Below are 21,869 nucleotides of genomic sequence, written 5' to 3'. Positions count from 1 at the left end.
GGATTCCATGGAATCACCCTGGACGCACTGTTGATGTGTCCATGGCGAAACCGGTGAATGAGGTGCCTGGATGGTGCGGGCGGGACTGACTCTCCGTCAAGGGTGCTATTTGGCCAGCGGGGTTCGCGCCTCGGCCACCTCGGCGACGGCGGTCAGCTCCTCCAGCCGCCGCCGCGCCGCCCGGGCCGTCCGCAGTGCGTCCCAGGTCAGCAGCGACAGCGCCAGCCACACCAGCGCGAAACCGGCCCACCGCTCGGGCGGCATCGCCTCGCGGAAGTAGACAACGCCCAGCAGGAACTGGAACACCGGCGCCAGGTACTGCAGCAGTCCCAGCGTGGACAGCGGCACCCGGATCGCGGCCGCCCCGAAGCAGACGAGCGGCAGCGCGGTCACCAGTCCGGTCGCGGCCAGGAGCAGGGCGTGCCCCGTCCCGTGCGCGCCGAAGGTGGCGTCCTGGCGGGAGCCCAGCCACAGCAGATAGGCCAGCGCGGGCAGGAACTGGATCGCGGTCTCCGCGGCGAGCGACTCGACGCCGCCCAGGTTGACCTTCTTCTTCACCAGCCCGTACGTGGCGAAGGAGAAGGCGAGGCAGAGGGAGATCCACGGAGGCCGTCCGTACCCGACGGTGAGCACGAGGACGGCCGCGAAGCCCACGCCGACCGCCGTCCACTGCACGGGCCGCAGCCGTTCCTTCAGCAGCAGGACGCCGATGGCGATGGTGACGAGCGGGTTGATGAAGTACCCGAGGGAGGCCTCGACCACCTGGTGGGCGTTGACCGCCCAGATGTACACGCCCCAGTTGACGGTGATCACCGCCGCCGCGACCGCGACCAGGGCCAGCTTGCGCGGCTGCCGCAGCAGCTCACCGGCCCAGGACCAGCGCCGCAGCACCAGCAGGGCGACGCCGACGACCGCGAGGGACCAGACCATGCGGTGGGCGAGTATCTCCACCGCCCCGGAGGGCTTCAGCAGCGGCCAGAACAGCGGGACGATCCCCCACATTCCGTACGCGGCGAAGCCGTTCAGCAGCCCTGTCCGGTGTTCGCCCCTCGACTGCGCCGCCACGGCCCCTCCTTCTCACCGGCCGCACCACCGCGACCCAGCCCTCACGAAGGTAACGCCGAGCACCCCCGACTGTCATGCCCGTATCGGCATACGGTCATGACAGTCGGGGGTGGCCCCGAGGCGGGCGGTGGCCGCCCCGGCGGTCAGCCCTTCAGGGCCGTCGCGATCGAGTCCGCGAGCGGGGTGGTGGGGCGGCCGATGAGGCGGGAGAGGTCGCCGGAGGAGATGGCCAGCTCGCCCTTCTCGATGGACGCGTCCACGCCCGCGAGAACGGCGGCGAAGCCCTCGGGGAGGCCGGCGCCGGTGAGGATGCCGACCAGCGCGTCGGCGGGCACGGGGTTGTTCGCTATCTCCTTGCCCGTCTGCGCGCTCAGCTCGGCCGCGTACTCGGCGAAGCTCCAGGCGATGTCGCCGCCCAGCTCGTACGTCTGGTTCTCGTGGCCCTCACCGGTGAGTACGGTGACCGCGGCGGCGGCGTAGTCCGCGCGGGGCGCGGAGGAGACCCGGCCCTCGCCGGCGGCGTGCGTGACGGCGTTGTACTGCAGCACCGGCGCGAGCTGCTCGGTGTAGTTCTCGTGGTACCAGCCGTTGCGCAGCAGGGCGTACGGCAGACCGGAGGCGAGCAGCGCCTCCTCGGTGGCCCGGTGGTCGTCCGCGAGGGCGGCCGTCAGGCTGCCGGGCGCGCTGGTGTAGGCGAGGAGCGCGACCCCGGCCGCCTTGGCGGCGTCGATCACGACCCGGTGCTGGGCGGTGCGGTCCTTGTCGACCTCGCTGCTGGAGATCAGCAGCACCTTGTCACCGGCGGCGAAGACGCCGTCGAAGGTCTCGGGGGCGCTGTAGTCGGCGACGGCGATCTTCACGCCGCGCGCCGCGAACCCGGCGGCCTTCTCCTCGCTGCGGACGACGGCCGTGATCTGCTCGGCCGGAACCTTCTCCAGCAGCCCCTCGACGACGAACTTGCCGAGGTGTCCGGTCGCTCCGGTGACGACGATGCTCATGGTGAAACTCCTCCAGGGGGGCGGGTACGCCACTAACCCTAGGGAGTGCGCTAACTCTGCGAAAGTACCCACTTTGAAGTAAGGTACTGGCATGGCCGTAAGTAATGTACGTGTGATGTCGACGCAGCCCGCGATCACGGACGGGCCGAACGGCGGCGAGGGGATGTGCCCCCACCGCCTCGTCCTGGAGCACGTCACGAGCCGCTGGGGTGTCCTCGTCCTGATCTCGCTCCTGGAGCGGCCCTACCGCTTCGGCGAGCTGCGCCGGGCCATCGGCCGGGTCAGCGAGAAGATGCTGACCCAGACCCTCCAGACCCTGGAGCGCGACGGCCTCGTCCATCGCGACGCCAAGCCCGTCATCCCGCCCCGTGTCGACTACTCCCTCACCGACCTCGGCCGCGAGGCGGCCGAACAGGTCCGCGCCCTCGCGAGCTGGACGCAGGAGCGCATGGACCAGGTGCAGGCGGCCCGCCGGACGTACGACGAGGCGCGCCGGGCGTACGACAGGGCCCGGGCCTGAACCAGACCCGGGCCCCACGCTCGCGAGGTCGGCCGTCAGCCGTTCATGCTCAGCCCACGACCGTCCAGGTGTCCCCGCCCGCCAGCAGTGCCGACAGGTCGCCCTTGCCGAACTGCTCGATGGCGGAGTCGAGTTGGTCGGCCATCTGGGTGTCGTAGACGGGCCGCCGGACGGACCGCAGGACCCCGATCGGGGTGTGGTGGAGGGTGTCCGGGTCGGCGAGCCGCGACAGCGCGAACGCGGTCGTCGGGGACGCCGCGTGCGCGTCGTGGACCAGGACCCGCGACTCGTTCTCCGGTGTGACGGTGACGATCCGCAGGTCACCGGTCGCCTCGTCCCGGACGACCCCTCGAGACCGGTCCGCCCCGAACCGGATCTGCTCGCCGTGCTCCAGCCGGATCACGGCCTCCTCCGCCTGCTGCCGGTCCTTGAGGACCTCGAAGGCGTTGTCGTTGAAGATGTTGCAGTTCTGGTAGATCTCCACCAGGGCCGTACCGGGGTGCTCCGCGGCCTGACGCAGCACCTCCGTCAGGTGCTTGCGGTCGGAGTCGACCGTCCGCGCCACGAACGACGCCTCCGCGCCGAGCGCGAGCGACACCGGGTTGAAGGGCGCGTCCAGCGACCCCATCGGCGTCGACTTGGTGATCTTCCCGACCTCGGAGGTGGGGGAGTACTGCCCCTTGGTCAGGCCGTAGATGCGGTTGTTGAAGAGCAGGATCTTCAGGTTCACGTTGCGCCGCAGGGCGTGGATGAGGTGGTTGCCGCCGATGGAGAGGGCGTCGCCGTCACCGGTCACCACCCAGACCGACAGGTCGCGCCGCGAGGTGGCGAGCCCGGTCGCGATGGCCGGTGCCCGCCCGTGGATCGAGTGCATCCCGTACGTGTCCATGTAGTACGGGAAACGGGACGAGCAGCCGATGCCCGAGACGAAGACGATGTTCTCCTTCGCCAGGCCCAGTTCGGGCATGAAGCCCTGCACGGCGGCGAGGATCGCGTAGTCACCGCAGCCGGGGCACCAGCGCACCTCCTGGTCGGACTTGAAGTCCTTCATGGACTGCCGCGCCGTGGCCTTGGGGACCAGCTGCAGCAGCTCGTTGCCGATGTCAGCCATCGATGGCCTCCTTGAGAGCCGTGGCGAGCTGCTCCGCCTTGAACGGCATACCGTTCACCTGGTTGTACGAGTGGGCGTCGACCAGGTACTTCGCCCGGATCAGCGTGGCGAGCTGGCCGAGGTTCATCTCGGGGATCACCACCTTGTCGTAACGCCTCAGCACCGCACCCAGATTCCGCGGGAAGGGGTTGAGATGCCGCAGATGGGCCTGGGCGATGGACTCCCCGGCCGTGCGCAGCCGCCGTACCGCCGCCGTGATCGGCCCGTACGTCGAGCCCCAGCCCAGCACCAGGGTCCGGGCCTCGTGCGGGTCGTCGACCTCGACGTCGGGGACGTCGATGCCGTCGATCTTCGCCTGCCGGGTCCGCACCATGAAGTCGTGGTTGGCCGGGTCGTACGAGATGTTGCCCGTGCCGTCCTGCTTCTCGATGCCGCCGATCCGGTGTTCGAGCCCCGGCGTGCCCGGGATCGCCCAGGGACGGGCGAGGGTCTCCGGGTCGCGCTTGTAGGGCCAGAAGACCTCGGTGCCGTCGTCGAGGGTGTGATTGGGGCCCTGGGTGAACTGCACGGTCAGGTCCGGCAGTTCGTCCGTCTCCGGGATGCGCCAGGGTTCGCTGCCGTTGGCCAGGTAACCGTCCGACAGCAGGAAGACGGGCGTGCGGTACGTCAGCGCGATCCGTGCCGCCTCGATGGCCGCGTCGAAACAGTCGGCCGGGGTGCGGGGCGCGACGACCGGCACCGGCGCCTCGCCGTTCCTGCCGTACATCGCCTGCAGCAGATCCGCCTGCTCGGTCTTGGTCGGCAGGCCGGTGGAGGGCCCGCCGCGCTGGATGTCGATGACGAGCAGCGGCAGTTCGAGCGAGACCGCGAGCCCGATGGTCTCCGACTTCAGTGCCACGCCCGGACCGGAGGTGGTGGTGACGGCGAGGGAACCCCCGAACGCGGCCCCCAGCGCGGCCCCGATGCCCGCGATCTCGTCCTCGGCCTGGAAGGTCCGCACGCCGAAGTTCTTGTGCCTGCTCAACTCGTGCAGGATGTCCGAGGCCGGCGTGATCGGGTACGAGCCCAGGTAGAGCGGCAGATCAGCCTGCCGGGAGGCCGCGATCAGCCCGTACGACAGTGCCAGGTTCCCGGAGATGTTCCGGTAGGTGCCGACGGGGAAGGCGGCGGCGGCCGGCGCGACCTCGTAGCTGACCGCGAAGTCCTCGGTGGTCTCGCCGAAGTTCCAGCCGGCGCGGAAGGCGGCGAGGTTGGCGGCCGCGATCTCGGGCTTCTTGGCGAACTTGGCGGCCAGGAACTTCTCGGTGCCCTCGGTCGGCCGGTGGTACATCCAGGACAGCAGGCCGAGCGCGAACATGTTCTTGCTGCGCTCGGCCTCCTTGCGGCTGAGGTCGAAGGACTTGAGCGCCTCGACGGTCAGGGCGGTCAGCGGCACCGGATGGACGCTGTAGCCGTCCATCGACCCGTCCTCCAGCGGGCTGGTCGCGTAACCGACCTTCTGCATCGCCCGCTTGGTGAACTCGTCCGTGTTGACGATGATCTCCGCGCCGCGCGGCACGTCACCGAGATTCGCCTTCAGGGCGGCCGGATTCATGGCGACGAGCACGTTGGGCGCGTCGCCGGGGGTGAGGATGTCGTGGTCGGCGAAGTGCAGCTGGAAGCTGGAGACGCCGGGCAGGGTGCCGGCGGGGGCGCGGATCTCGGCGGGGAAGTTCGGCAGGGTGGAGAGATCGTTCCCGAACGACGCCGTCTCGGAGGTGAAACGGTCACCCGTGAGCTGCATCCCGTCACCGGAATCCCCGGCGAACCGGATGATCACCCGATCGAGTCGGCGGACGTCCTTCGTCCCGGCCGGTTTGCGCTGTTCTCTCAGTTCTCCCAGAGCGGCCTCGTCGGCCTGCTCCGCTGGGCTGCTGACCTGGCTGGTCACTGAACTGGACCTCCCTCGGGGCGGCTGTCCGGGAACGGCCGTCCCGCCGGCCCTCCCAAGAACAACATTACGTCGGCAAGGGTGACCTTCCCTGGCTCTTTCGCCCGATGGACGTTGTTTCGCCGTCGCCCGGCGCCCTGACTTGTCATGTTTTACCCGTCCGTGTCACTTCCTCCGAGGACGCGCACAGCCCGGCGGGCGGTTCTCGGTCCGGACGGCGACGGGCGAGTGGCACGGGCCCGCGTCACCGCCTCGTGCGTCGCGTCCCGCGTGGCCGCCCCGGCTGCCCCCTCCTGTCTGACACGGTGTCAGAGGATCATGAGTTGAGGTAGGTGAGCACCGCCAGCACCCGGCGGTGGTCCCCGTCGCTCTGCGACAGCCCCAGCTTCAGGAAGATGTTGCTGACGTGCTTCTCGACGGCTCCGTCGCTCACGACCAGCTGCCGGGCGACCGCCGAGTTGGTCCGCCCCTCCGCCATCAGCCCCAGCACCTCACGCTCCCTGGGGGTGAGCCCCGCGAGCACGTGCTGCTTCCGGCTCCGCCCGAGCAGCTGCGCGACCACCTCCGGGTCCAGCGCGGTGCCGCCCCGCGCCACCCGGACCACCGCGTCCACGAACTCCCGGACCTCGGCCACCCGGTCCTTCAGCAGATAGCCGACGCCGCGACTGGACCCCGCGAGCAGTTCGGTGGCGTAGCGCTCCTCCACGTACTGGGACAGGACGAGCACCCCCAGCTCCGGATGCTGCTTCCGCAGCTGCACGGCGGCCCGTACGCCTTCGTCGGTGTGCGTCGGAGGCATCCGTACGTCCGCCACGACCACGTCCGGCAGGTCTCCCTGCGCCGCGAACTCCGTGATCGTCTTGATCAGGGCGTTCCCGTCCCCGACCCCCGCCACGACGTCGTGCCCACGGTCGGTCAGCAGCCGCGTCAGCCCTTCGCGCAACAGCACCGAATCCTCGGCGATGACCACCCGCACCCTGTCCTCCACGTCTCGTCCCCCCACGACACCCGCCGCCGGCCGACCCGTGTTCCGGGCCCGCCCCGTACGACAGCCCCCAGCATTTCAGCATCGGGACGCCGGGGCTCCGTCGAGAGCAGGGATTCAGGTCAGGAACACCGGGCAACTGGCCGAATGCCGCCGCCCCGGAGGGGAGGACACGCAAGCGCGCCCAGGGGCGGACACCCCTGGACGCGCTTGCGTGCTTTCCCCGCCGCCGTCCCGCCTCGCCTCCGTCAGGCCGCCCCCACTTCCCTCAGGCCCCCCACTTCCCTCAGGCCCCCGTCCCCTTCAGGCCCCCGTCCCCTTCAGATTCAGGCCCCCGTCCCCTTCAGACCGCCCGCCACGGCAGCTCCGCCGTCACGCGGGTCGGGCCGCCGGCCGGGGAGTCGACGACCAGGATGCCGTCGACCGCACCGATCCGTTCGGCGAGGCCCGCGAGGCCGGAGCCGCTGCCGGTGTCGGCGCCGCCCACGCCGTCGTCGGCGACCTGGAGCATCAGCCGGTTCTCGACCTTCCACACGTCCACCGTCGCCCGCGAGGCCCCCGCGTGCTTGCTGACGTTCTGCAGCAGCTCGGAGACGGTGAAGTACGCGATGCCCTCGATCGCCGGCACCGGCCGCGCCGGCAGGTCCACGTCCACCACCACCGGCACCGTGCACCGCGACGCCACCGACGAGAGCGCCGCGTCGAGGCCCCGGTCCGTCAGCACGGCGGGATGGATGCCCCGCGCGAGGTCCCGCAGTTCCTGGAGCGCCGTCTTCACCTCACCGTGCGCCGAGTCCACCATCACCGCCGCCGCCCGCGGGTCCTCCGCCAGCTTCTCCTTCGCCAGCCCCAGATCCATCGCCAGCGCCACCAGCCGGGCCTGCGCCCCGTCGTGCAGATCGCGCTCGATCCGCCGCAGATCGGCGGCCGCCGTGTCGACCACGACGCCCCGGTCCGACTCCAGCTCCACGACCCGCGCCCCCAGCCGCGACGGGCCGAGCAGCGCACCCACCATCACCCGGTCGACCGTCGTCAGCCCCCGCACGATCCACGGCGAGGCCATCGTGAAGAGCAGCCCGACCAGCGCGGTCATGGTCACCTCGAACGGGTTGTCGAGATACACGGAGTGCGTCTCGTCCCCGTACAGCTGCAGCCCGTCCTGCCCGGCCCACACGGGGAACACCCAGAACCACAGGGGATACGTCAGCATCGCCCACCCGTACGTCCAGAAGGTCACCGCCACGACGAACGAGAACACCGACCACGGGAACTGGATCACCGCGTACAGCAGCTGCCGCCACGACGACCCGCTGCGCAGCACGGCGCCCATCCACGCCATCGCCCCGCGCCCCTTCGGGCGCAGCGGCTCCGGCGCGGACACCTCCGCCCCGAGCAGGGCCCGCGCCCGCGCACGCTCCAGCGCGCCGAACCCCCGGCACCCGGCCAGCCCCGCCGCCAGCACCGGGACCCCGAGGAACGTGACGAGCAGCCCCGCGCCGACCGACACCATCGTCACGGCGTACGTGAACAGCAGGATCCCGACCGGCAGCCCGAGCAGCACGTACCCGAACTCCCGCCAGCTGCGCGCCTCGACCGGCGCCCGCAACCCGGCCGGCAGCCGGTGCCGCCGCTCCTCGCCCCAACTCCCGTACCCGTCCCCGTACTCCATGGCCATCACCGTCGCCCGCCCTCGCTTGTCCCGCAGTCCCGATGTCGTACCTCCACCCTCCTCGCCCCCGCCCGCCGGAACCATGGAGCGCGTCGGCCTCTCGTTGCGGGGGTTTTCCCCACCCTCCCGGACCCGCTCATGCCGAAGGGGCGCCCACGACCGGTCGTGGGCGCCCCTTCGGCATGAGCGGGTCCTAGCAGGTCCGGGTCACCGCCCCCGCCAGGGCAGTTCCGCGGTCACCGTCGTGGGCCCGCCCACCGGCGACTCGATCACGAACACGCCGTCGACCGCGTCGAGCCGCTCCGCCAGCCCCGCGATCCCGCTCCCCCCGTCGAGCCGCGCGCCCCCGCGCCCGTCGTCCCACACCTGGATCAGCAGCCGGTCGTCGGACCGCCAGACATCCACCGAGGCGGCCTTCGCCCCGCTGTGCTTGCTGATGTTCTGCAGCAGCTCGGACACCGTGAAGTACGCGATGCCCTCGATCGCGGCGGCCGGCCGTGCCGCCAGGTCGACGCTCACCTTCACCGGCGCGGCGCAGCGCGAGGCGACCGAGGAGAGCGCCGCGTCGAGCCCCCGGTCCGTCAGCACGGCGGGATGGATGCCCCGCGCGAGGTCCCGCAGCTCCTGCAGCGCCAGCTTCACCTCCCCGTGCGCCTCCTCCACCATCGTGGCGGCCGCGTCGGGGTCCTCCAGCAGCTTCTCCTTGGCCAGCCCGAGCCCCATCGCCAGGTTCACCAGCCGGGCCTGCGCCCCGTCGTGCAGATCGCGTTCGATCCGCCGCATGTCGGCCGCGGCCGTGTCGACCACCACCCCCCGGTCGGACTCCAGCTCCGCGATCCGCCGCTCCAGCTCGTCGGACGGCGACAGCAGCGACCGCACCATCGCCCGGTCCACGTTCGTCAGCCCCCGCACGATGAACGGCAGCACCGGCCACGCCACGAACAGCCCCGTAAGGGTGATGACGAACGTTGCGACGGCCCACGGCATCCGGATCAGCTCGTACAGCATCGAACGCCAGCCGACGGGATCCTTCACGCTCATCCACACCTGCGCGACGAACCCCTCGTCCGCCCGCCGGCCCTTGCCCCGGAACGGCAGCGGACTCGGCTCGTCCACCCGTACCTTCAGCAGCCCCCGCGCCCGCATCCGCTCCAGCCGTCCCAGCTGCCGGGCCCCCATCAGCGCGGCGGCGAGCAGCGGAAAACCGATCACCGTCAACGTCAGGAAGGCACTGGTGAACAGCACCGTCGTCACGTACACGAACCCGAGCAGCGCGCAGGGCAGGTTCGCCAGCAGATGCGCGATCTCCCGCCACGTCTGTCCCCCGAAGGCGAACCGCGCCGGCGGCAACGGCTCCGACGGCGTCTGACGGGAGGGCAGCGGACGACCGGACGGCCGTCCGGAGCCGGAGGTTGGGGATGCGGTCATGCCCTCCACCCTGCCCGCCCGCTCAGGCTCCGCGCCATGAGGCGGACCGCCCCGGCCGCCCTGGGGAAAACCCCACCCCACCCCGTGCTGTGCCATCCCGCCACTCTCTCCCCACGCGTCGTCCCGCCCGGCCGGCCCGGCACCCGGGAGCACCGACCCGTGACGGGCTGCTTACGGTCTCTTTAGCAGGGCCTAGACTCCCGTGCGTACAGATCGTCGAACAGCGAAGCACGTACGGCGTCCGCAACACGTCCGTACGAATCGCCTGGCCAGGGAGCGAGGGACGGACGTGCCGGAACCGACCGCCGCCGTAGCGGCGCAGCCGACCGTCGCCGTCGCGGCGGACTACTTCCAGTCCTACTCGGTGGTCGGGCTGCTCGCCGCGGTCGGCGTGCTCTTCGTCGCCGTCGCCTTCGGCGCGGGACGCCTGCTGCGCCCCGAGGTCCCCACCCGCGAGAAGCTCCTGACGTACGAGTGCGGCGTCGACCCCGTGGGCGAGGGCTGGGCCCACACCCAGGTCCGCTACTACGTCTACGCCTTCCTCTACGTCATCTTCGCCATCGACTCGATCTTCCTCTTCCCCTGGGCGACGGTCTTCGCGGATCCCGGCTACGGCGCGACGACCCTCGTCGAGATGTTCGTCTTCCTCGGTTTCCTCGCCGTGGGCCTGCTCTACGCCTACAAGAAGGGCGTCCTGACGTGGACGTGACCCCAGAAACGAACCCCTCGCAGGCGGCGGACGCCCCGGGACCCGTCCTTCTGCCGGAGCCGAAGCGGCTGGGCGCCCTCGCCCGTCTCGCCCCGGAGCCGATGAAGGTGATCCTCAACTGGGGCCGCCGCTACTCCCTCTGGGTCTTCAACTTCGGCCTCGCCTGCTGCGCGATCGAGTTCATCGCCGCGTCCATGGCCCGCCACGACTTCATCCGCCTCGGCGTGATCCCGTTCGCGCCGGGCCCGCGCCAGGCCGACCTGATGGTGGTGTCGGGCACGGTCACGGACAAGATGGCCCCGGCGGTGAAGCGCCTGTACGAACAGATGCCGGAACCGAAGTACGTCATCTCCTTCGGCGCCTGCAGCAACTGCGGCGGCCCCTACTGGGACTCGTACTCCGTCACCAAGGGCGTCGACCAGATCATCCCCGTCGACGTCTACGTCCCCGGCTGCCCGCCCCGCCCCGAGGCCCTGCTCCAGGGCATCCTGAAACTCCAGGAGAAGATCGCCCGGGAGTCCCTGAGGGAGCGGTACGGCACCGGTGGCGGCCCCGCCGCGGAGGCCGGCCCGTCGACGGCGGCCCTGCAGAGCGGCCTGGTGCGGCCGCCCGCCCCCGCGGCCGGCACCGAAACGGCCACCGGCGGCACCACCGAAGTGGGGGACAAGTGACCGGCTGGCTGCCCGCCCCCGCCGAGGAACTCTTCGGCCCGGAGGCCACCGCCGAGGAGTCGTACGGCGTCCTCACCGTGGACGTCCCGTCCGCCTCCTGGACCGAGGCGCTGCGCACGGCCCGCTCCACCCTGGGCTGCACCTACTTCGACTGGCTGAGCGCGGTCGACGAACCGGGCACGGGCTTCCGGGTGGCGGCGCACGTGGTGGCGCTGGCCCCGGTCCGCCGCCTGCTCCTGCGCACCACGGTCCCCCACGAGTCCCCGGTCCTGCCGACCGCCGTCGGCATCTACGCCGGCGCGGCCTGGCACGAACGCGAGACCCACGAGATGTTCGGCGTCCGCTTCGAGGGCCACCCCGCCCTGGACCACCTGCTCCTCCCCGAGAACTTCGAGGGGCACCCCCTGCGCAAGGACTTCGTCCTCGCCGCCCGCGTGGCCAAGGCATGGCCCGGGGCGAAGGAGCCGGGGGAGCCTGCGGCGGGCGCGGCGCACGGTGGGCCGAAACGCCGCCAGATGCTTCCCCCCGGTGTGCCCGACCCCAACGAATGGGGCCCCCTCAAGGGCCAGCTCCCCCCGGCCCCGGCCCGCCCCGCCCGGGGCACCGCCCGCCCCGCCGCCGACCGCCCGCCCCGGCGCACCCGCACCGCGGCCGAGGGCTCGGCCGGCCAGACGGCCGCCGCTCCGGCTCCGGACGCTCCGGGTACGCCGACCGCCCCGCGTCGCGCCCGCTCGGCGGCCGAGGGTTCGGCCGGCCAGAGGGCTGCCGCTCCGGCTCCGGACGCTCCGAGTACGCCGGCCGCCCCGCGTCGCGCCCGCTCGGCGGCCGAGGGTTCGGTCGGCCAGAGGGCTGCCGGCCCGGCCCCGGACGCGAGCGACAGCCCCACGCCCCCGCGCCGTACGCGCGGCGCGAGCGAGGGGTCCGCCACACAGCGCGCCGAGTCTCCTGGGACCGGGCCCGACGCGACCGAGCCCGACCCGACCGGGCCCGACGCGACCGAGGTCCGGCCCGCCTCCGACCCTCAGCCCGCCTCCGACCCTCAGCCCTCCTCCGGCGCCGAGGCCGCCCCCGGCGCCGAGGCTGCCCCCGCCGAGCGGACGTCTCCCGTCGAGCGGACGTCTCCCACCGGGCCCGCGCCGCAGCCCCGCTCCTCCCGGCCCGCCCCGCGCAGCGCGGACGCCCCCTGGCACCACGCCCGCCCGGCCTTCGACGACCCCCAGCCCACCAGGCAGCCCGACTCCGAGCCGCAGCCCGAGGCGCAGCCCGAGCCCGCAGCGCAGCCCGACCCCGAGCCGCAGCCCGAGCTCGCGGGACAGTCGGACCCCGAGCGCAACCCCGAGCCCGAGGCCCGGCCCGAGCCCGAGGCCCGGCCCGAGCCCGAGCCCGAGGCCCGGCCCGAGCCCAAGGCCCGGCCCGAGCCGCCCGGCCCCGCCACCGACGACGCGCCCCACGACAGCGCGGACCACGGGGACAAAGGCACCCCCGCCGACGTCACCCCCCGCGACACCCCTGACCCCGAACCCCCCACGGGAGGCTCGCAGTGAACGACGCATCGGACGTCGCCCTGCGACTCCTCGTCGTCTTCGTCGTCTTCCTCACCTTCCCGCTGATCATCGGCCAGACCGAGCACAAGGTGATGGCCCACATGCAGGGCCGCCTCGGCCCCATGTACGCCGGCGGCTTCCACGGTTGGGCCCAGCTCGTCGCGGACGGCGTGAAGTTCGCCCAGAAGGAAGACATCGTCCCGGCCGGAGCCGACCGCCGTGTCTTCCAGCTCGCCCCGGCCGTGGCCCTCCTGCCGTACCTGCTCGTCCTCCTCGCCATCCCGGTCGGCCCCGGCGAGGGCGCCGTCGGCGAGGTCATCGACGCCGGCGTCTTCTTCGTCCTCGCGGTGATGGGCGTCGGCGTCCTCGGTTCGCTCATGGCCGGGTGGGCCTCCGCCAACAAGTTCTCCCTCCTCGGCGGCCTGCGCACCGCCGCACAGCTCCTCGCGTACGAACTCCCGATGCTGCTCACCGCCGCCTCGGTGGCGATGGCGGCCGGCACGGTCTCCCTCGTCGGCATCGTGGACGCCTTCGAGTGGTGGTGGCTCCCCTGGCAGATCGTCGGCGCGATCGTCTTCTTCGTCGCCGGCCTCGCCGAACTCCAGCGCCCGCCCTTCGACATGCCCGTCGCCGACTCGGAGATCATCTTCGGCGCCTACACCGAGTACACCGGCCTCCGTTTCGCCCTGTTCCTCCTCGCCGAGTACGCCGGCATCGTCGTCCTGTGCGGCCTGACCACCGTCCTCTTCCTCGGCGGCTGGCACGGTCCCTGGGGCGCCGACGGGCTCGGCTGGGTGTGGACCCTCCTGAAGACCGCCGTCCTCGCCTTCGTGGTCATCTGGCTCCGCGTGACCTACCCCCGGCTGCGCGAGGACCAGCTCCAGAAGCTCTCCTGGACCCTGCTCGTCCCCCTCTCCCTGGCCCAGATCGCCCTCACCGGCGTCGTCAAGGTGGTGATCCGGTAACCATGGCCCCCCTTCCCGGCAGTGGTCTGGCCAAGGGCCTGGCCGTCACCCTCCGCACGATGACGAGGAAGACCGTCACCGCGCAGTACCCGGACGTCCAGCCCGAACTCCCGCCCCGCACCCGCGGCGTCATCGGGCTCTTCGAGGAGAACTGCACGGTCTGCATGCTGTGCGCCCGCGAGTGCCCGGACTGGTGCATCTACATCGACTCCCACAAGGAGACGGTCCCGCCCTCGGCCCCCGGCGGCCGTGAACGCAGCCGCAACGTCCTCGACCGCTTCGCCATCGACTTCTCCCTCTGCATGTACTGCGGTATCTGCATCGAGGTCTGCCCCTTCGACGCCCTCTTCTGGTCCCCGGAGTTCGAGTACGCCGAGACCGACATCCACGAGCTGACCCACGAGCGCGACAAGCTCCGCGAGTGGATGTGGACCGTCCCCTCCCCACCGCCCCTGGACCCCTCGGCCGAGGAACCCAAGGAACTGGCCGCCGCACGCAAGACCGCCGAGAAACTGGCGGCCACCCAGGCCGCCGAGACGGAACAAGCCGCCCCGACCGAGCCACCGGAGGGAGACGCGTGAGCCTCGCCGCCGCCGTCACCACGACGGACCCCGCCCTGGCCGCCTCCGCCCTGGCCGCCGTGGAGACCCGCGGTTTCCTCTCCCCGACCGGCGTCGAGATCGCCTTCCTCCTCGTGGGCCTGGTCACCTTCGGCGCCGCGCTCGTCACCGTCACCACCCGGCAGCTCGTGCACGCCGCCCTGTGGCTGGTGGTGGCGCTCGGCGGGCTCGCCGTCGAGTACCTCCTGCTCACCGCCGAGTTCATCGCCTGGGTGCAGGTCCTCATCTACGTCGGTTCCGTCGTCGTCCTCCTCCTCTTCGGACTGATGCTCACCAAGGCCCCCATCGGCCGCTCCCCGGACGCCGACTCCGGCAACCGCTGGGCCGCCCTCACCGTGGCCGTCGCCGCGGCCGCCGCCCTCGTCTGGGTCGTCGTCGACGCCTTCCGCACCACCTGGATCGACCTCGACGGCCCGGCCGCCGGCTCCACCGAGGCCACCGGCGAGAGCCTCTTCCAGAACTGGGTCCTCCCCTTCGAGGCCCTCTCCGTCCTTCTGCTGGCCGCCCTGGTCGGCGCGATCGTCCTCTCCCGCAAGGCGAAGGCCGGCACGCCTCCCACGACCCCGGCGACCGCCGAGGTCCCCGGATCCGCCGACGGAGGTGCCCGCTGATGCACCTCGCCTACCCGGCCGTCCTCTCCGCCCTCCTCTTCTGCACCGGTCTCTACGGCGTCCTCGCCCGCCGCAACGCGATCCTCGTCCTGATGTCGGTCGAGCTGATGCTCAACGCCGTCAACCTCAACCTCGTCGCCTTCGACGTCTGGCTGAGCAAGGCCGCCGAGGAGACCCTCCACTCCGGCCAGGCCCTGACCCTGTTCACGATCACCATCGCCGCCGCCGAGATCGGCATCGGCCTGGCGATCGTGCTCGCCGTCCACCGCAACCGCGGCACCGCCGACATCGACAAGCTCCGCGACACCGCCGAGGGCCACGAGCCCGTCGGCCCCGAAGACCCCGCCGGCCCGGCCGAGGACGAGGAACCCGGCCGCCCCGAGCGGAGCGAGAAGGCTGAGGCCACCACGTGAGCACGACCACCCTCGCCGTCCTCGTCCCCCTCCTCCCGTTCCTCGGCGCCGCCGCCGGCCTGCTCCTCGGCCGCACCGCCCCCGGCTTCGTCCGCCCCCTCGCCGTACTCCCCACCCTCACGGCCTTCGCCCTGGCCGCGCTGGTCGCCGTACGCCAGGGCGGTGACGCCGCGGTCGACGCGGCCACCCGGCTCACCCCGACCGGCTCGGTCCCCATCGACCTCGCCCTGCACATCGACGGCTTCGCCGCGCTCGTCGCCGTCCTGGTCGGCCTCGTCGCCACCTGTGTGCAGATCTACTCCACGGGCTACCTCCGCGACGACCCGCGCTACCCCTCCTACGCCGCCCTCGTCTCCCTCTTCACCTCCGCGATGCTCCTCGTCGTCTACTCGGGCGACCTGATGGTGCTCCTGGTCGGCTGGGAGATCATGGGCATCTGCTCCTACTTCCTGGTCGGCCACTACTGGGAGACCCCGGAGGCCCGCGCCGCGTCCCTCAAGGCCTTCCTGGTCACCAAGCTCGGCGACGTCCCCTTCCTGATCGGTCTGTTCGCCCTCGCCACCGACGCCGGGTCGTTCCGCATCACCCGGATCCTGGCGACCGTCGCCGAAGGCGGCCTCGACCACCCGACGCCGATCGCCCTGCTGCTCCTGGCCGGCGTCGCGGGCAAGTCGGCGCAGTTCCCGCTCCACACCTGGCTGCCCGACGCGATGGCGGGCCCGACCCCCGTCTCCGCGCTGATCCACGCCGCGACGATGGTCGCCGCCGGTGTCTACTTCGTCGCCCGCCTCCTCCCGGTGTTCGCCGCCTCCTCGGCGGCCCTGGTCGTCCTCGCCGTCATGGCCGCGGTGACCATGACCGGCTCGGCCCTCGCCGCGCTCGCCCAGGACGACATCAAGCGCGTCCTCGCCTACTCGACGATCGGTCAGCTCGGCTACATGACCGGCGCCCTCGCCGTCGGCGACCGCGGTGCCGCCGTTTTCCACCTCATCTCCCACGGCGCCTTCAAGGCGCTGCTGTTCCTCGCGGCCGGCGTGATCATCCACGCCGCCGGCACCAACTCGCTGGCCGCCATGTCCCGCATGGGCCACCTGCGCGCCCGCGTTCCCGACGCCTACTGGACGATGACCGTGGCGCTGCTCGCGCTCGCCGCGATCCCGCCCTTCAGCGGCTTCTTCTCCAAGGAGTCCGTCCTCGGAGCCGCCGAGCACGCCGCCGGCGGCCACGCCCAGCCCGTCCCCGGCGCCGCCGGCTGGACCGTCCTCGTCGCCGGCGTCCTCACGGCCCTGCTCACCGCCGCCTACGCCACCCGGCTGTGGCTGCTCACGTTCCACGGCAAGGGCACCGAGGCCCCGGACCACGGCCGCCAGCCCCTCACGATGACCGCCGTGCTCTGGGTGCTCGCCGTCCCCTCCCTCGCCTTCGGCGCGCTCGCCTACGGCAGGCTCCCCGACTGGTTCGACGGCGACGGCCTGGCCCCCACCCTGACCACGTCCGTCCTCGGCACGGGCGCCGCCCTGATCGGCGCCCTGCTGACCTACGCGGCCTGGCGGTCCACCCGGGCCGAGGCCGCCCGCGTCCCCCTGGGAGCCGTCGCCGCCCACCCGGAGGCGGACGCCGGAACGGTCGAGGCGGAGGCCATCGCCGGCCACACCCCGGCCTACGGGGACGTGGCCTCGGCACCCGACCCGGCGGACCCGGGCCGCCGGCTGCTCGGCCCGCTGCACCGCCACGCCGCCGCCGGCTTCCACCTCGACGCCGTCTACGCGGCCCTCTTCGTCCGCCCGGTCGAGGCCGGCGCGCGTCTCGTCCGGTTCCTCGACCGCGAGGTCGTCGACACCTATGTGAACGGCGCGGGCAGCCTGTCCCGCCTGCTGGGCGCGGCCGTCCGCCGGGCCCAGACCGGCAACGTCCAGACCTATGTGAGCGCGCTGCTCGCCGGCACCGTCGTCCTGGTGGTCGCCGCCCTCGTCGTCGCCACGGGAGCGTGAGCAGGCGTGATCGATATCAACGAGTCCGTGATGCAGGTCCTTCTGGCGTTGATCGTCGTCGGCCCGCTCATCGGTGCCGCCGCCGCTCTCGTGCCGGCCCCGCCGGGGCTGAAGGGGAAGTCACCCGAGCAGGCCGTGCTCCGGCACGGGGCCACCGTGACCGGCGCGGTCCTCATCGCCGCGATCGTCCTCGCGCTCGGCTTCGACCACGACCAGCCGTCGAAGATGCAGGCCAGTACGGACATCAGCTGGATCCCCGCGCTCGACGTGCGCATCCACCTCGGCATCGACGGCATCTCCCTCCCCCTTCTGGTCCTGACCGCGCTGCTGGCCTTCCTCTGCGCGCTCTACTCCTTCTTCAAGCCGCCCACGGGCCCCTCCCCGAAGGCGTTCGTCGCCCTGGTGCTCGTCCTGGAGTCCGGCACCCTCGCGACCTTCGCCGTCCTCGATCTGCTGCTGTTCTTCCTCGCGTTCGAGACGGTGCTCATCCCGATGTACTTCCTCATCGCCCGCTGGGGCGGTGAGCAACGCACACAGGCCGCCTGGAAGTTCATCCTCTACACCCTGCTCGGTTCCGTGGTCATGCTGCTGGGCCTGCTCCTGATCGGCGTCAAGGCGGGCACATTCGACATGGTGGCACTCGCCACTGACAGTCACCCCGGGCTGACCACCACCGTGCAGGTCGTCGCCGCTCTGTCGATCGGGATCGGGCTCGCGGTCAAGACCCCGATGTGGCCGCTGCACAGCTGGCTGCCGGACGCCCACACCGCCGCCCCGACCGTCGGCTCGGTCCTGCTGGCCGGTGTCCTGCTGAAGATGGGCACCTACGGGTTCGTCCGCATCCTGCTGCCGATCACACCCGACGGGTTCCGCACCTTCGCGCCCTACCTGGCCGCCTTCGCGGTCGTCGGCATCATCTACGGCTCCCTCGCCTGCCTCGCCCTCGCCAAACAGGGCGCGAAGGGCGACCTCAAGCGCCTCATCGCGTACTCCTCCGTCGGCCACATGGGCTTCGTGCTGCTCGGCATCGCCACGATGACCCCGACCGGCGTGAACGGCGCCCTGTTCGCCAACATCGCCCACGGCCTCATCACCGGCCTGCTGTTCTTCCTGGTCGGCGCCCTCAAGGACCGCACCGGCACCACCGACCTCGACACCCTCGCGCGGGAGACCGGCGCCGCCCTCTACGGCCGTGCCCCGCGCCTCGGCGGCCTCCTCGCCTTCGCCGCCGTCGCCTCCCTCGGGCTGCCGGGACTCGCCGGGTTCTGGGGCGAGATGCTGGCCCTGTTCGGCGCGTTCGAGCCCGCTGAGGGCCTCAGCCGCCCGGCCTTCCTCACCTTCATGACGATCGCCGCGTTCGGCACCCTCCTCACCGCCGCGTACCTGCTGATCGTGGTCCGCCGGGTCTGCATGGGCGCCGCCCCGACACAGCCGCAGGAAGGGACGCGACTCGCGGACGTACAGCCGTACGAGTTCGCGGCCTGGACCCCGCTCGTCGCCCTCACCGTCCTCGCCGGCCTCTGGCCCGCGGCCCTCCTCGGTCTGACCGACCCGGCCGTGCAGCAGCTCCTCGCAGGAGGCACCCGTTGAGCCCCTTGGCCCAGCAGCCGGTCCCGGCCCACGCCCCGGTCCCCGTCCAGACCCTGGCCGAGTCCGTCGTGCAGTCGGTCGACTGGGTCGCGATCGCGCCGCCCACGATCGCCGCGGTCGTCGGCCTCGCCGTGCTCGTCGCCGACCTCTTCACCGACGACCGCAGGAAGGCCCTGCTCGGCTGGGTCTCCGTCGCGGGCCTCGCCGTCTCCCTGCTGGCCCTGCTGCCCCTCCTGGACGGCGACCGCGCCACCTTCTGCCTGACCGGCTCCCCGGACGTCTGCAGCTACACCGCCGACCGCTTCACCCTCGTCGTCCAGTTCCTCGTGCTCGGCAGCGCCCTCCTCACCGCCCTGCTGTCGTCGACGGCCCTGAACGACGACCGGAAGGCCCTGCCCGCCGGGGAGTTCTGGTTCCTGCTGCTGTCGTCCGCCGCGGGCGCGGCGCTGCTGCCCGCCTCCCGCGACCTCGCGACCCTCGTCGTCGCGCTGGAGGTCGCCTCGCTGCCCGCCTTCGCCCTCGTCGGCATCCGGCTCGGCGACAGGCGGTCCTCCGAGGCCGCCCTGAAGTTCTTCCTGTCGTCCGTCACCGCCACCGCCGTCAGCCTGCTCGGCATCAGCTTCGTCTACGCTACGACCGGCACCCTCTACCTCACCGAGATCGCCGACCGCGTCCAGGACGTCGACGGCCAGTTCCACACCCTCACTCAGGCCGGCGTCGTCCTCACCCTCATCGGCTTCGCCTTCAAGACCGCCGCGGTCCCCTTCCACTTCTGGGTCCCCGACACCTACGTCGGCGCCCCCCTGCCCGTGGCCGCCTACCTGTCGGTCGTCGGCAAGGCGGTCGGCTTCTCCGGGCTGATCCTCATCACCGTCGTCGCCCTCCCGTCGTACGCCGACATCTGGGGCCCCGCCCTCGTCGCCCTGGCCGCGCTGACCATGACCGTCGGCAACCTGGGCGCGCTCGCTCAGCGCTCCACGCGCGCGTACAGCGCGGTCCGGCTGCTCGCCTGGTCCTCCGTCGGCCAGGCGGGCTACCTGCTCGTCCCGATCGCGGCGGCCGCGTACGCCGACAACACCGAGGACGCCCGGCAGGCCGTCGGCTCCACGGTCGCGTACGCCCTGATGTACGCGGTGGTGAACCTGGGCGCCTTCGCCGTGGCCGCCCTGGTCGGCCGTACGAGGACCCTGAACCGTCTCGACGACTACCGCGGTCTGCACGCCTCCCGTCCCCTGTCCGCCCTGCTCCTGGCCTTCTTCCTGCTCTGCCTCGCGGGACTGCCGCCGGGCGTCATCGGTCTGTTCGCCAAGGTCACCGTCTTCTCGTCGGCCGTCGACGCGGGCCTCGGCTGGCTGGCCGTGGTGATGGCCGTCAACGTGGTGATCGCCCTCTTCTACTACCTCCGGTGGACGGCGCTGCTGTTCCGCGCCCGCGAGGAGGACGCCGAAGGCGCCGGCGCGGCAGCCCCGCACCGCGTCCCGGCGCCCCTGACCGCCGCCCTCGCCCTGACCGGCATCGCCGGCATCGTGCTGTCCGGCGCACCCCAGCTCGTCCTGCGTTTCGCGGGCATCGGTCTCTTCTAGGGCCCGGGCGGCCGGCCCGCCCCACCCGGACGGCCCACCGGCAGGGCCGCGCGCACAAGGGAACTAGTGCCTCCCGCCTGGCGTTGACCAGTACGGGAAGGTCCACTGAGAGGTGGAGTCGACAGCGACCAGCAAGCAAGGGGTTCCCCTGCCGCACGACTTGGAGGGCGTACCGTGCACCGCCGGCACAACGGGCTCAGGACCGCCGTACTCCTCGGGGGACTGTCCGCACTCATCATCGTCATCGGAAGCCTGTTCGGCCGTGTGGGCCTCGTCATCGCGGTCGTCGTCGCCCTCGGCACGAACGCGTACGCGTACTGGAACAGCGACAAACTGGCTCTACGCGCGATGCGTGCCCGCCCGGTCAGCGAGTTCGAGGCCCCGGCGCTGTACCGCATCGTCCGGGAACTCTCCATGCAGGCCCGGCAGCCCATGCCCCGCTTGTACATCTCCCCGACGGACGCCCCGAACGCCTTCGCGACCGGCCGCAACCCGCGCAACGCGGCCGTGTGCTGCACCGACGGCATCCTGCGCCTGCTCGACGAACGCGAGCTGCGCGGCGTCATCGGCCACGAGCTGAGCCACGTCCACAACCGGGACATCCTCATCTCGTCGGTCGCCGGCGCCCTCGCCTCCGTGATCATGTTCCTGGTGAACTTCGCCTGGCTGATCCCCATCGGCCGCTCGGACGACGACGACGGCCCCGGCCTCCTCGGCATGCTGCTGATCATGCTGCTGGGCCCGCTCGCCGCCTCCCTCATCCAGCTCGCCATCAGCCGCTCCCGGGAGTACGAGGCGGACGCCTCCGGCGCACACCTCACCGGTGATCCACTTGCTCTCGCCAGTGCTCTTCGCAAACTGGAAACAGGGACCAAACAGCTGCCGCTGCCCCCGGAGCCCCGGATCGAGACCGCGAGCCACATGATGATCGCGAACCCCTTCCGGCCCGGCCAGGGATTCTCCAAGATGTTCTCGACACATCCGCCGATGGCGGAACGCATCGCCCGACTCGAGAAGATGGCAGGTCGCCCCCAGTGAAGACCATTCTGAACATCATCTGGCTGATCCTCAGCGGCTTCTGGCTCTTCGTCGGCTACCTGTTCGCAGGGTTGCTCCTGTGCATCACGATCATCGGCATCCCGTTCGGGATCGCCTCGTTCCGCATCGGCGTCTACGCCCTGTGGCCCTTCGGGTACAGCGCCGTCGAACGCCGTGACGCGGGCGCGCCGTCCTGCGTCGGCAACATCCTGTGGCTGCTCCTCGCGGGCTGGTGGCTGGCACTGACCCACATCGTCACGGGCCTGGTGCTCTGCGTCACGATCATCGGCATCCCCTTCGGTATCGCCAACTTCAAGCTCGTGCCGGTCTCCCTGATGCCCCTGGGCCGCGAGATCGTCCGCTCCGACCAGCCCTTCGCCCAGCAGCGCTTCTAGGGCCTGTCGCCCGGCCGGGGGTGGTCCACCGCA

At 71.9% G+C, this 21,869-nt stretch carries 20 protein-coding genes; 13 read left to right on the top strand and 7 right to left on the bottom strand.

The window, feature by feature from the left end:
• Positions 1 to 105: 105 nt before the first annotated feature.
• A complete protein-coding gene (gene rarD / locus SCAB_RS17855) occupies positions 106 to 1,065 on the bottom strand; it encodes an EamA family transporter RarD (RefSeq protein ID WP_013001474.1) in 960 nt (319 codons plus the stop codon).
• Between the two features lie 143 nt (positions 1,066 to 1,208).
• Positions 1,209 to 2,063, bottom strand: coding sequence for an SDR family oxidoreductase (locus SCAB_RS17850; protein ID WP_013001473.1), 855 nt, complete (start codon positions 2,061 to 2,063; stop codon positions 1,209 to 1,211).
• Between the two features lie 115 nt (positions 2,064 to 2,178).
• Between SCAB_RS17850 and SCAB_RS17845 the strand changes: the two genes are divergently transcribed.
• Positions 2,179 to 2,583, top strand: a complete 405-nt coding sequence (locus tag SCAB_RS17845) for a winged helix-turn-helix transcriptional regulator (protein ID WP_037723909.1) — start codon at positions 2,179 to 2,181, stop codon at positions 2,581 to 2,583.
• A gap of 49 nt (positions 2,584 to 2,632) precedes the next feature.
• Here the strand turns inward: SCAB_RS17845 and SCAB_RS17840 are convergent, their stop codons facing one another.
• From SCAB_RS17840 to SCAB_RS17820, 5 genes are all read right to left on the bottom strand, one after another.
• The gene (locus SCAB_RS17840) at positions 2,633 to 3,694 is read right to left on the bottom strand and encodes a 2-oxoacid:ferredoxin oxidoreductase subunit beta (RefSeq protein ID WP_013001471.1); all 1,062 of its coding nucleotides are present in this window, start codon (positions 3,692 to 3,694) and stop codon (positions 2,633 to 2,635) included.
• The gene (locus tag SCAB_RS17835) at positions 3,687 to 5,624 is read right to left on the bottom strand and encodes a 2-oxoacid:acceptor oxidoreductase subunit alpha (RefSeq protein WP_013001470.1); all 1,938 of its coding nucleotides are present in this window, start codon (positions 5,622 to 5,624) and stop codon (positions 3,687 to 3,689) included. Before SCAB_RS17835 ends, SCAB_RS17840 begins: the two co-directional genes overlap by 8 nt.
• A gap of 316 nt (positions 5,625 to 5,940) precedes the next feature.
• Positions 5,941 to 6,600 (bottom strand): response regulator transcription factor, encoded by a 660-nt coding sequence (locus tag SCAB_RS17830; RefSeq protein ID WP_037726489.1) that lies wholly within the window; start codon positions 6,598 to 6,600, stop codon positions 5,941 to 5,943.
• 352 nt (positions 6,601 to 6,952) lie between these two features.
• On the bottom strand, positions 6,953 to 8,284 hold the full coding sequence (locus SCAB_RS17825) for a sensor histidine kinase (protein WP_037726490.1): 1,332 nt from the start codon (positions 8,282 to 8,284) through the stop codon (positions 6,953 to 6,955).
• Positions 8,285 to 8,485: 201 nt separating this feature from the next.
• On the bottom strand, positions 8,486 to 9,706 hold the full coding sequence (locus SCAB_RS17820) for a sensor histidine kinase (protein WP_041669331.1): 1,221 nt from the start codon (positions 9,704 to 9,706) through the stop codon (positions 8,486 to 8,488).
• Between the two features lie 289 nt (positions 9,707 to 9,995).
• Between SCAB_RS17820 and SCAB_RS17815 the strand changes: the two genes are divergently transcribed.
• From SCAB_RS17815 to SCAB_RS17760, 12 genes are all read left to right on the top strand, one after another.
• Positions 9,996 to 10,415: an NADH-quinone oxidoreductase subunit A gene (locus SCAB_RS17815; protein ID WP_013001466.1), complete on the top strand. Its 420-nt coding sequence runs from the start codon at positions 9,996 to 9,998 to the stop codon at positions 10,413 to 10,415.
• Positions 10,406 to 11,086 carry an NADH-quinone oxidoreductase subunit B gene (locus tag SCAB_RS17810; RefSeq protein ID WP_013001465.1) on the top strand — a complete coding sequence of 227 codons (681 nt, stop codon included), beginning with the start codon at positions 10,406 to 10,408 and terminating at the stop codon, positions 11,084 to 11,086. Before SCAB_RS17815 ends, SCAB_RS17810 begins: the two co-directional genes overlap by 10 nt.
• Positions 11,083 to 12,630, top strand: a complete 1,548-nt coding sequence (locus SCAB_RS17805) for an NADH-quinone oxidoreductase subunit C (RefSeq protein WP_013001464.1) — start codon at positions 11,083 to 11,085, stop codon at positions 12,628 to 12,630. The genes SCAB_RS17810 and SCAB_RS17805 overlap by 4 nt, the downstream gene beginning before the upstream one ends.
• Entirely contained in the window at positions 12,627 to 13,595 is a 969-nt protein-coding gene (locus SCAB_RS17800; RefSeq protein ID WP_013001463.1) for a complex I subunit 1/NuoH family protein, read from the top strand. The genes SCAB_RS17805 and SCAB_RS17800 overlap by 4 nt, the downstream gene beginning before the upstream one ends.
• Before the next feature lie 2 nt (positions 13,596 to 13,597).
• Positions 13,598 to 14,176, top strand: coding sequence for a NuoI/complex I 23 kDa subunit family protein (locus SCAB_RS17795; protein WP_013001462.1), 579 nt, complete (start codon positions 13,598 to 13,600; stop codon positions 14,174 to 14,176).
• Entirely contained in the window at positions 14,173 to 14,826 is a 654-nt protein-coding gene (locus SCAB_RS17790; protein WP_013001461.1) for an NADH-quinone oxidoreductase subunit J family protein, read from the top strand. Before SCAB_RS17795 ends, SCAB_RS17790 begins: the two co-directional genes overlap by 4 nt.
• Positions 14,826 to 15,239 (top strand): NADH-quinone oxidoreductase subunit NuoK, encoded by a 414-nt coding sequence (gene nuoK, locus SCAB_RS17785; protein ID WP_013001460.1) that lies wholly within the window; start codon positions 14,826 to 14,828, stop codon positions 15,237 to 15,239. The genes SCAB_RS17790 and nuoK overlap by 1 nt, the downstream gene beginning before the upstream one ends.
• Positions 15,236 to 17,230, top strand: coding sequence for an NADH-quinone oxidoreductase subunit 5 family protein (locus SCAB_RS17780; RefSeq protein WP_013001459.1), 1,995 nt, complete (start codon positions 15,236 to 15,238; stop codon positions 17,228 to 17,230). The genes nuoK and SCAB_RS17780 overlap by 4 nt, the downstream gene beginning before the upstream one ends.
• Positions 17,231 to 17,236: 6 nt before the next feature.
• Positions 17,237 to 18,820 carry a complex I subunit 4 family protein gene (locus tag SCAB_RS17775; RefSeq protein ID WP_013001458.1) on the top strand — a complete coding sequence of 528 codons (1,584 nt, stop codon included), beginning with the start codon at positions 17,237 to 17,239 and terminating at the stop codon, positions 18,818 to 18,820.
• The gene (locus SCAB_RS17770) at positions 18,817 to 20,403 is read left to right on the top strand and encodes an NADH-quinone oxidoreductase subunit N (RefSeq protein ID WP_013001457.1); all 1,587 of its coding nucleotides are present in this window, start codon (positions 18,817 to 18,819) and stop codon (positions 20,401 to 20,403) included. The genes SCAB_RS17775 and SCAB_RS17770 overlap by 4 nt, the downstream gene beginning before the upstream one ends.
• Before the next feature lie 174 nt (positions 20,404 to 20,577).
• Complete coding sequence (htpX, locus tag SCAB_RS17765; protein ID WP_013001456.1) at positions 20,578 to 21,441, top strand: zinc metalloprotease HtpX; 864 nt, start codon at positions 20,578 to 20,580, stop codon at positions 21,439 to 21,441.
• Positions 21,438 to 21,836, top strand: coding sequence for a YccF domain-containing protein (locus SCAB_RS17760; protein ID WP_013001455.1), 399 nt, complete (start codon positions 21,438 to 21,440; stop codon positions 21,834 to 21,836). Before htpX ends, SCAB_RS17760 begins: the two co-directional genes overlap by 4 nt.
• Positions 21,837 to 21,869: the final 33 nt, after the last annotated feature.

This window comes from Streptomyces scabiei 87.22 (assembly GCF_000091305.1).
GTDB lineage: Bacteria > Actinomycetota > Actinomycetes > Streptomycetales > Streptomycetaceae > Streptomyces > Streptomyces scabiei.
The sequence above is the reverse complement of the archived record's forward strand: the minus strand, read 5'-3'. Positions and strand labels throughout refer to the sequence as shown.

Coding starts and splice junctions, on each gene's coding strand:
- nuoK (WP_013001460.1), top strand. CDS start 14,826: ATGCACCTCGCCTACCCGGCCGTCCTCTCCGCCCTCCTCTTCTGCACC.
- SCAB_RS17795 (WP_013001462.1), top strand. CDS start 13,598: ATGGCCCCCCTTCCCGGCAGTGGTCTGGCCAAGGGCCTGGCCGTCACC.
- SCAB_RS17850 (WP_013001473.1), bottom strand. CDS start 2,063: ATGAGCATCGTCGTCACCGGAGCGACCGGACACCTCGGCAAGTTCGTC.
- SCAB_RS17825 (WP_037726490.1), bottom strand. CDS start 8,284: ATGGCCATGGAGTACGGGGACGGGTACGGGAGTTGGGGCGAGGAGCGG.
- SCAB_RS17820 (WP_041669331.1), bottom strand. CDS start 9,706: ATGACCGCATCCCCAACCTCCGGCTCCGGACGGCCGTCCGGTCGTCCG.
- SCAB_RS17845 (WP_037723909.1), top strand. CDS start 2,179: ATGTCGACGCAGCCCGCGATCACGGACGGGCCGAACGGCGGCGAGGGG.
- SCAB_RS17840 (WP_013001471.1), bottom strand. CDS start 3,694: ATGGCTGACATCGGCAACGAGCTGCTGCAGCTGGTCCCCAAGGCCACG.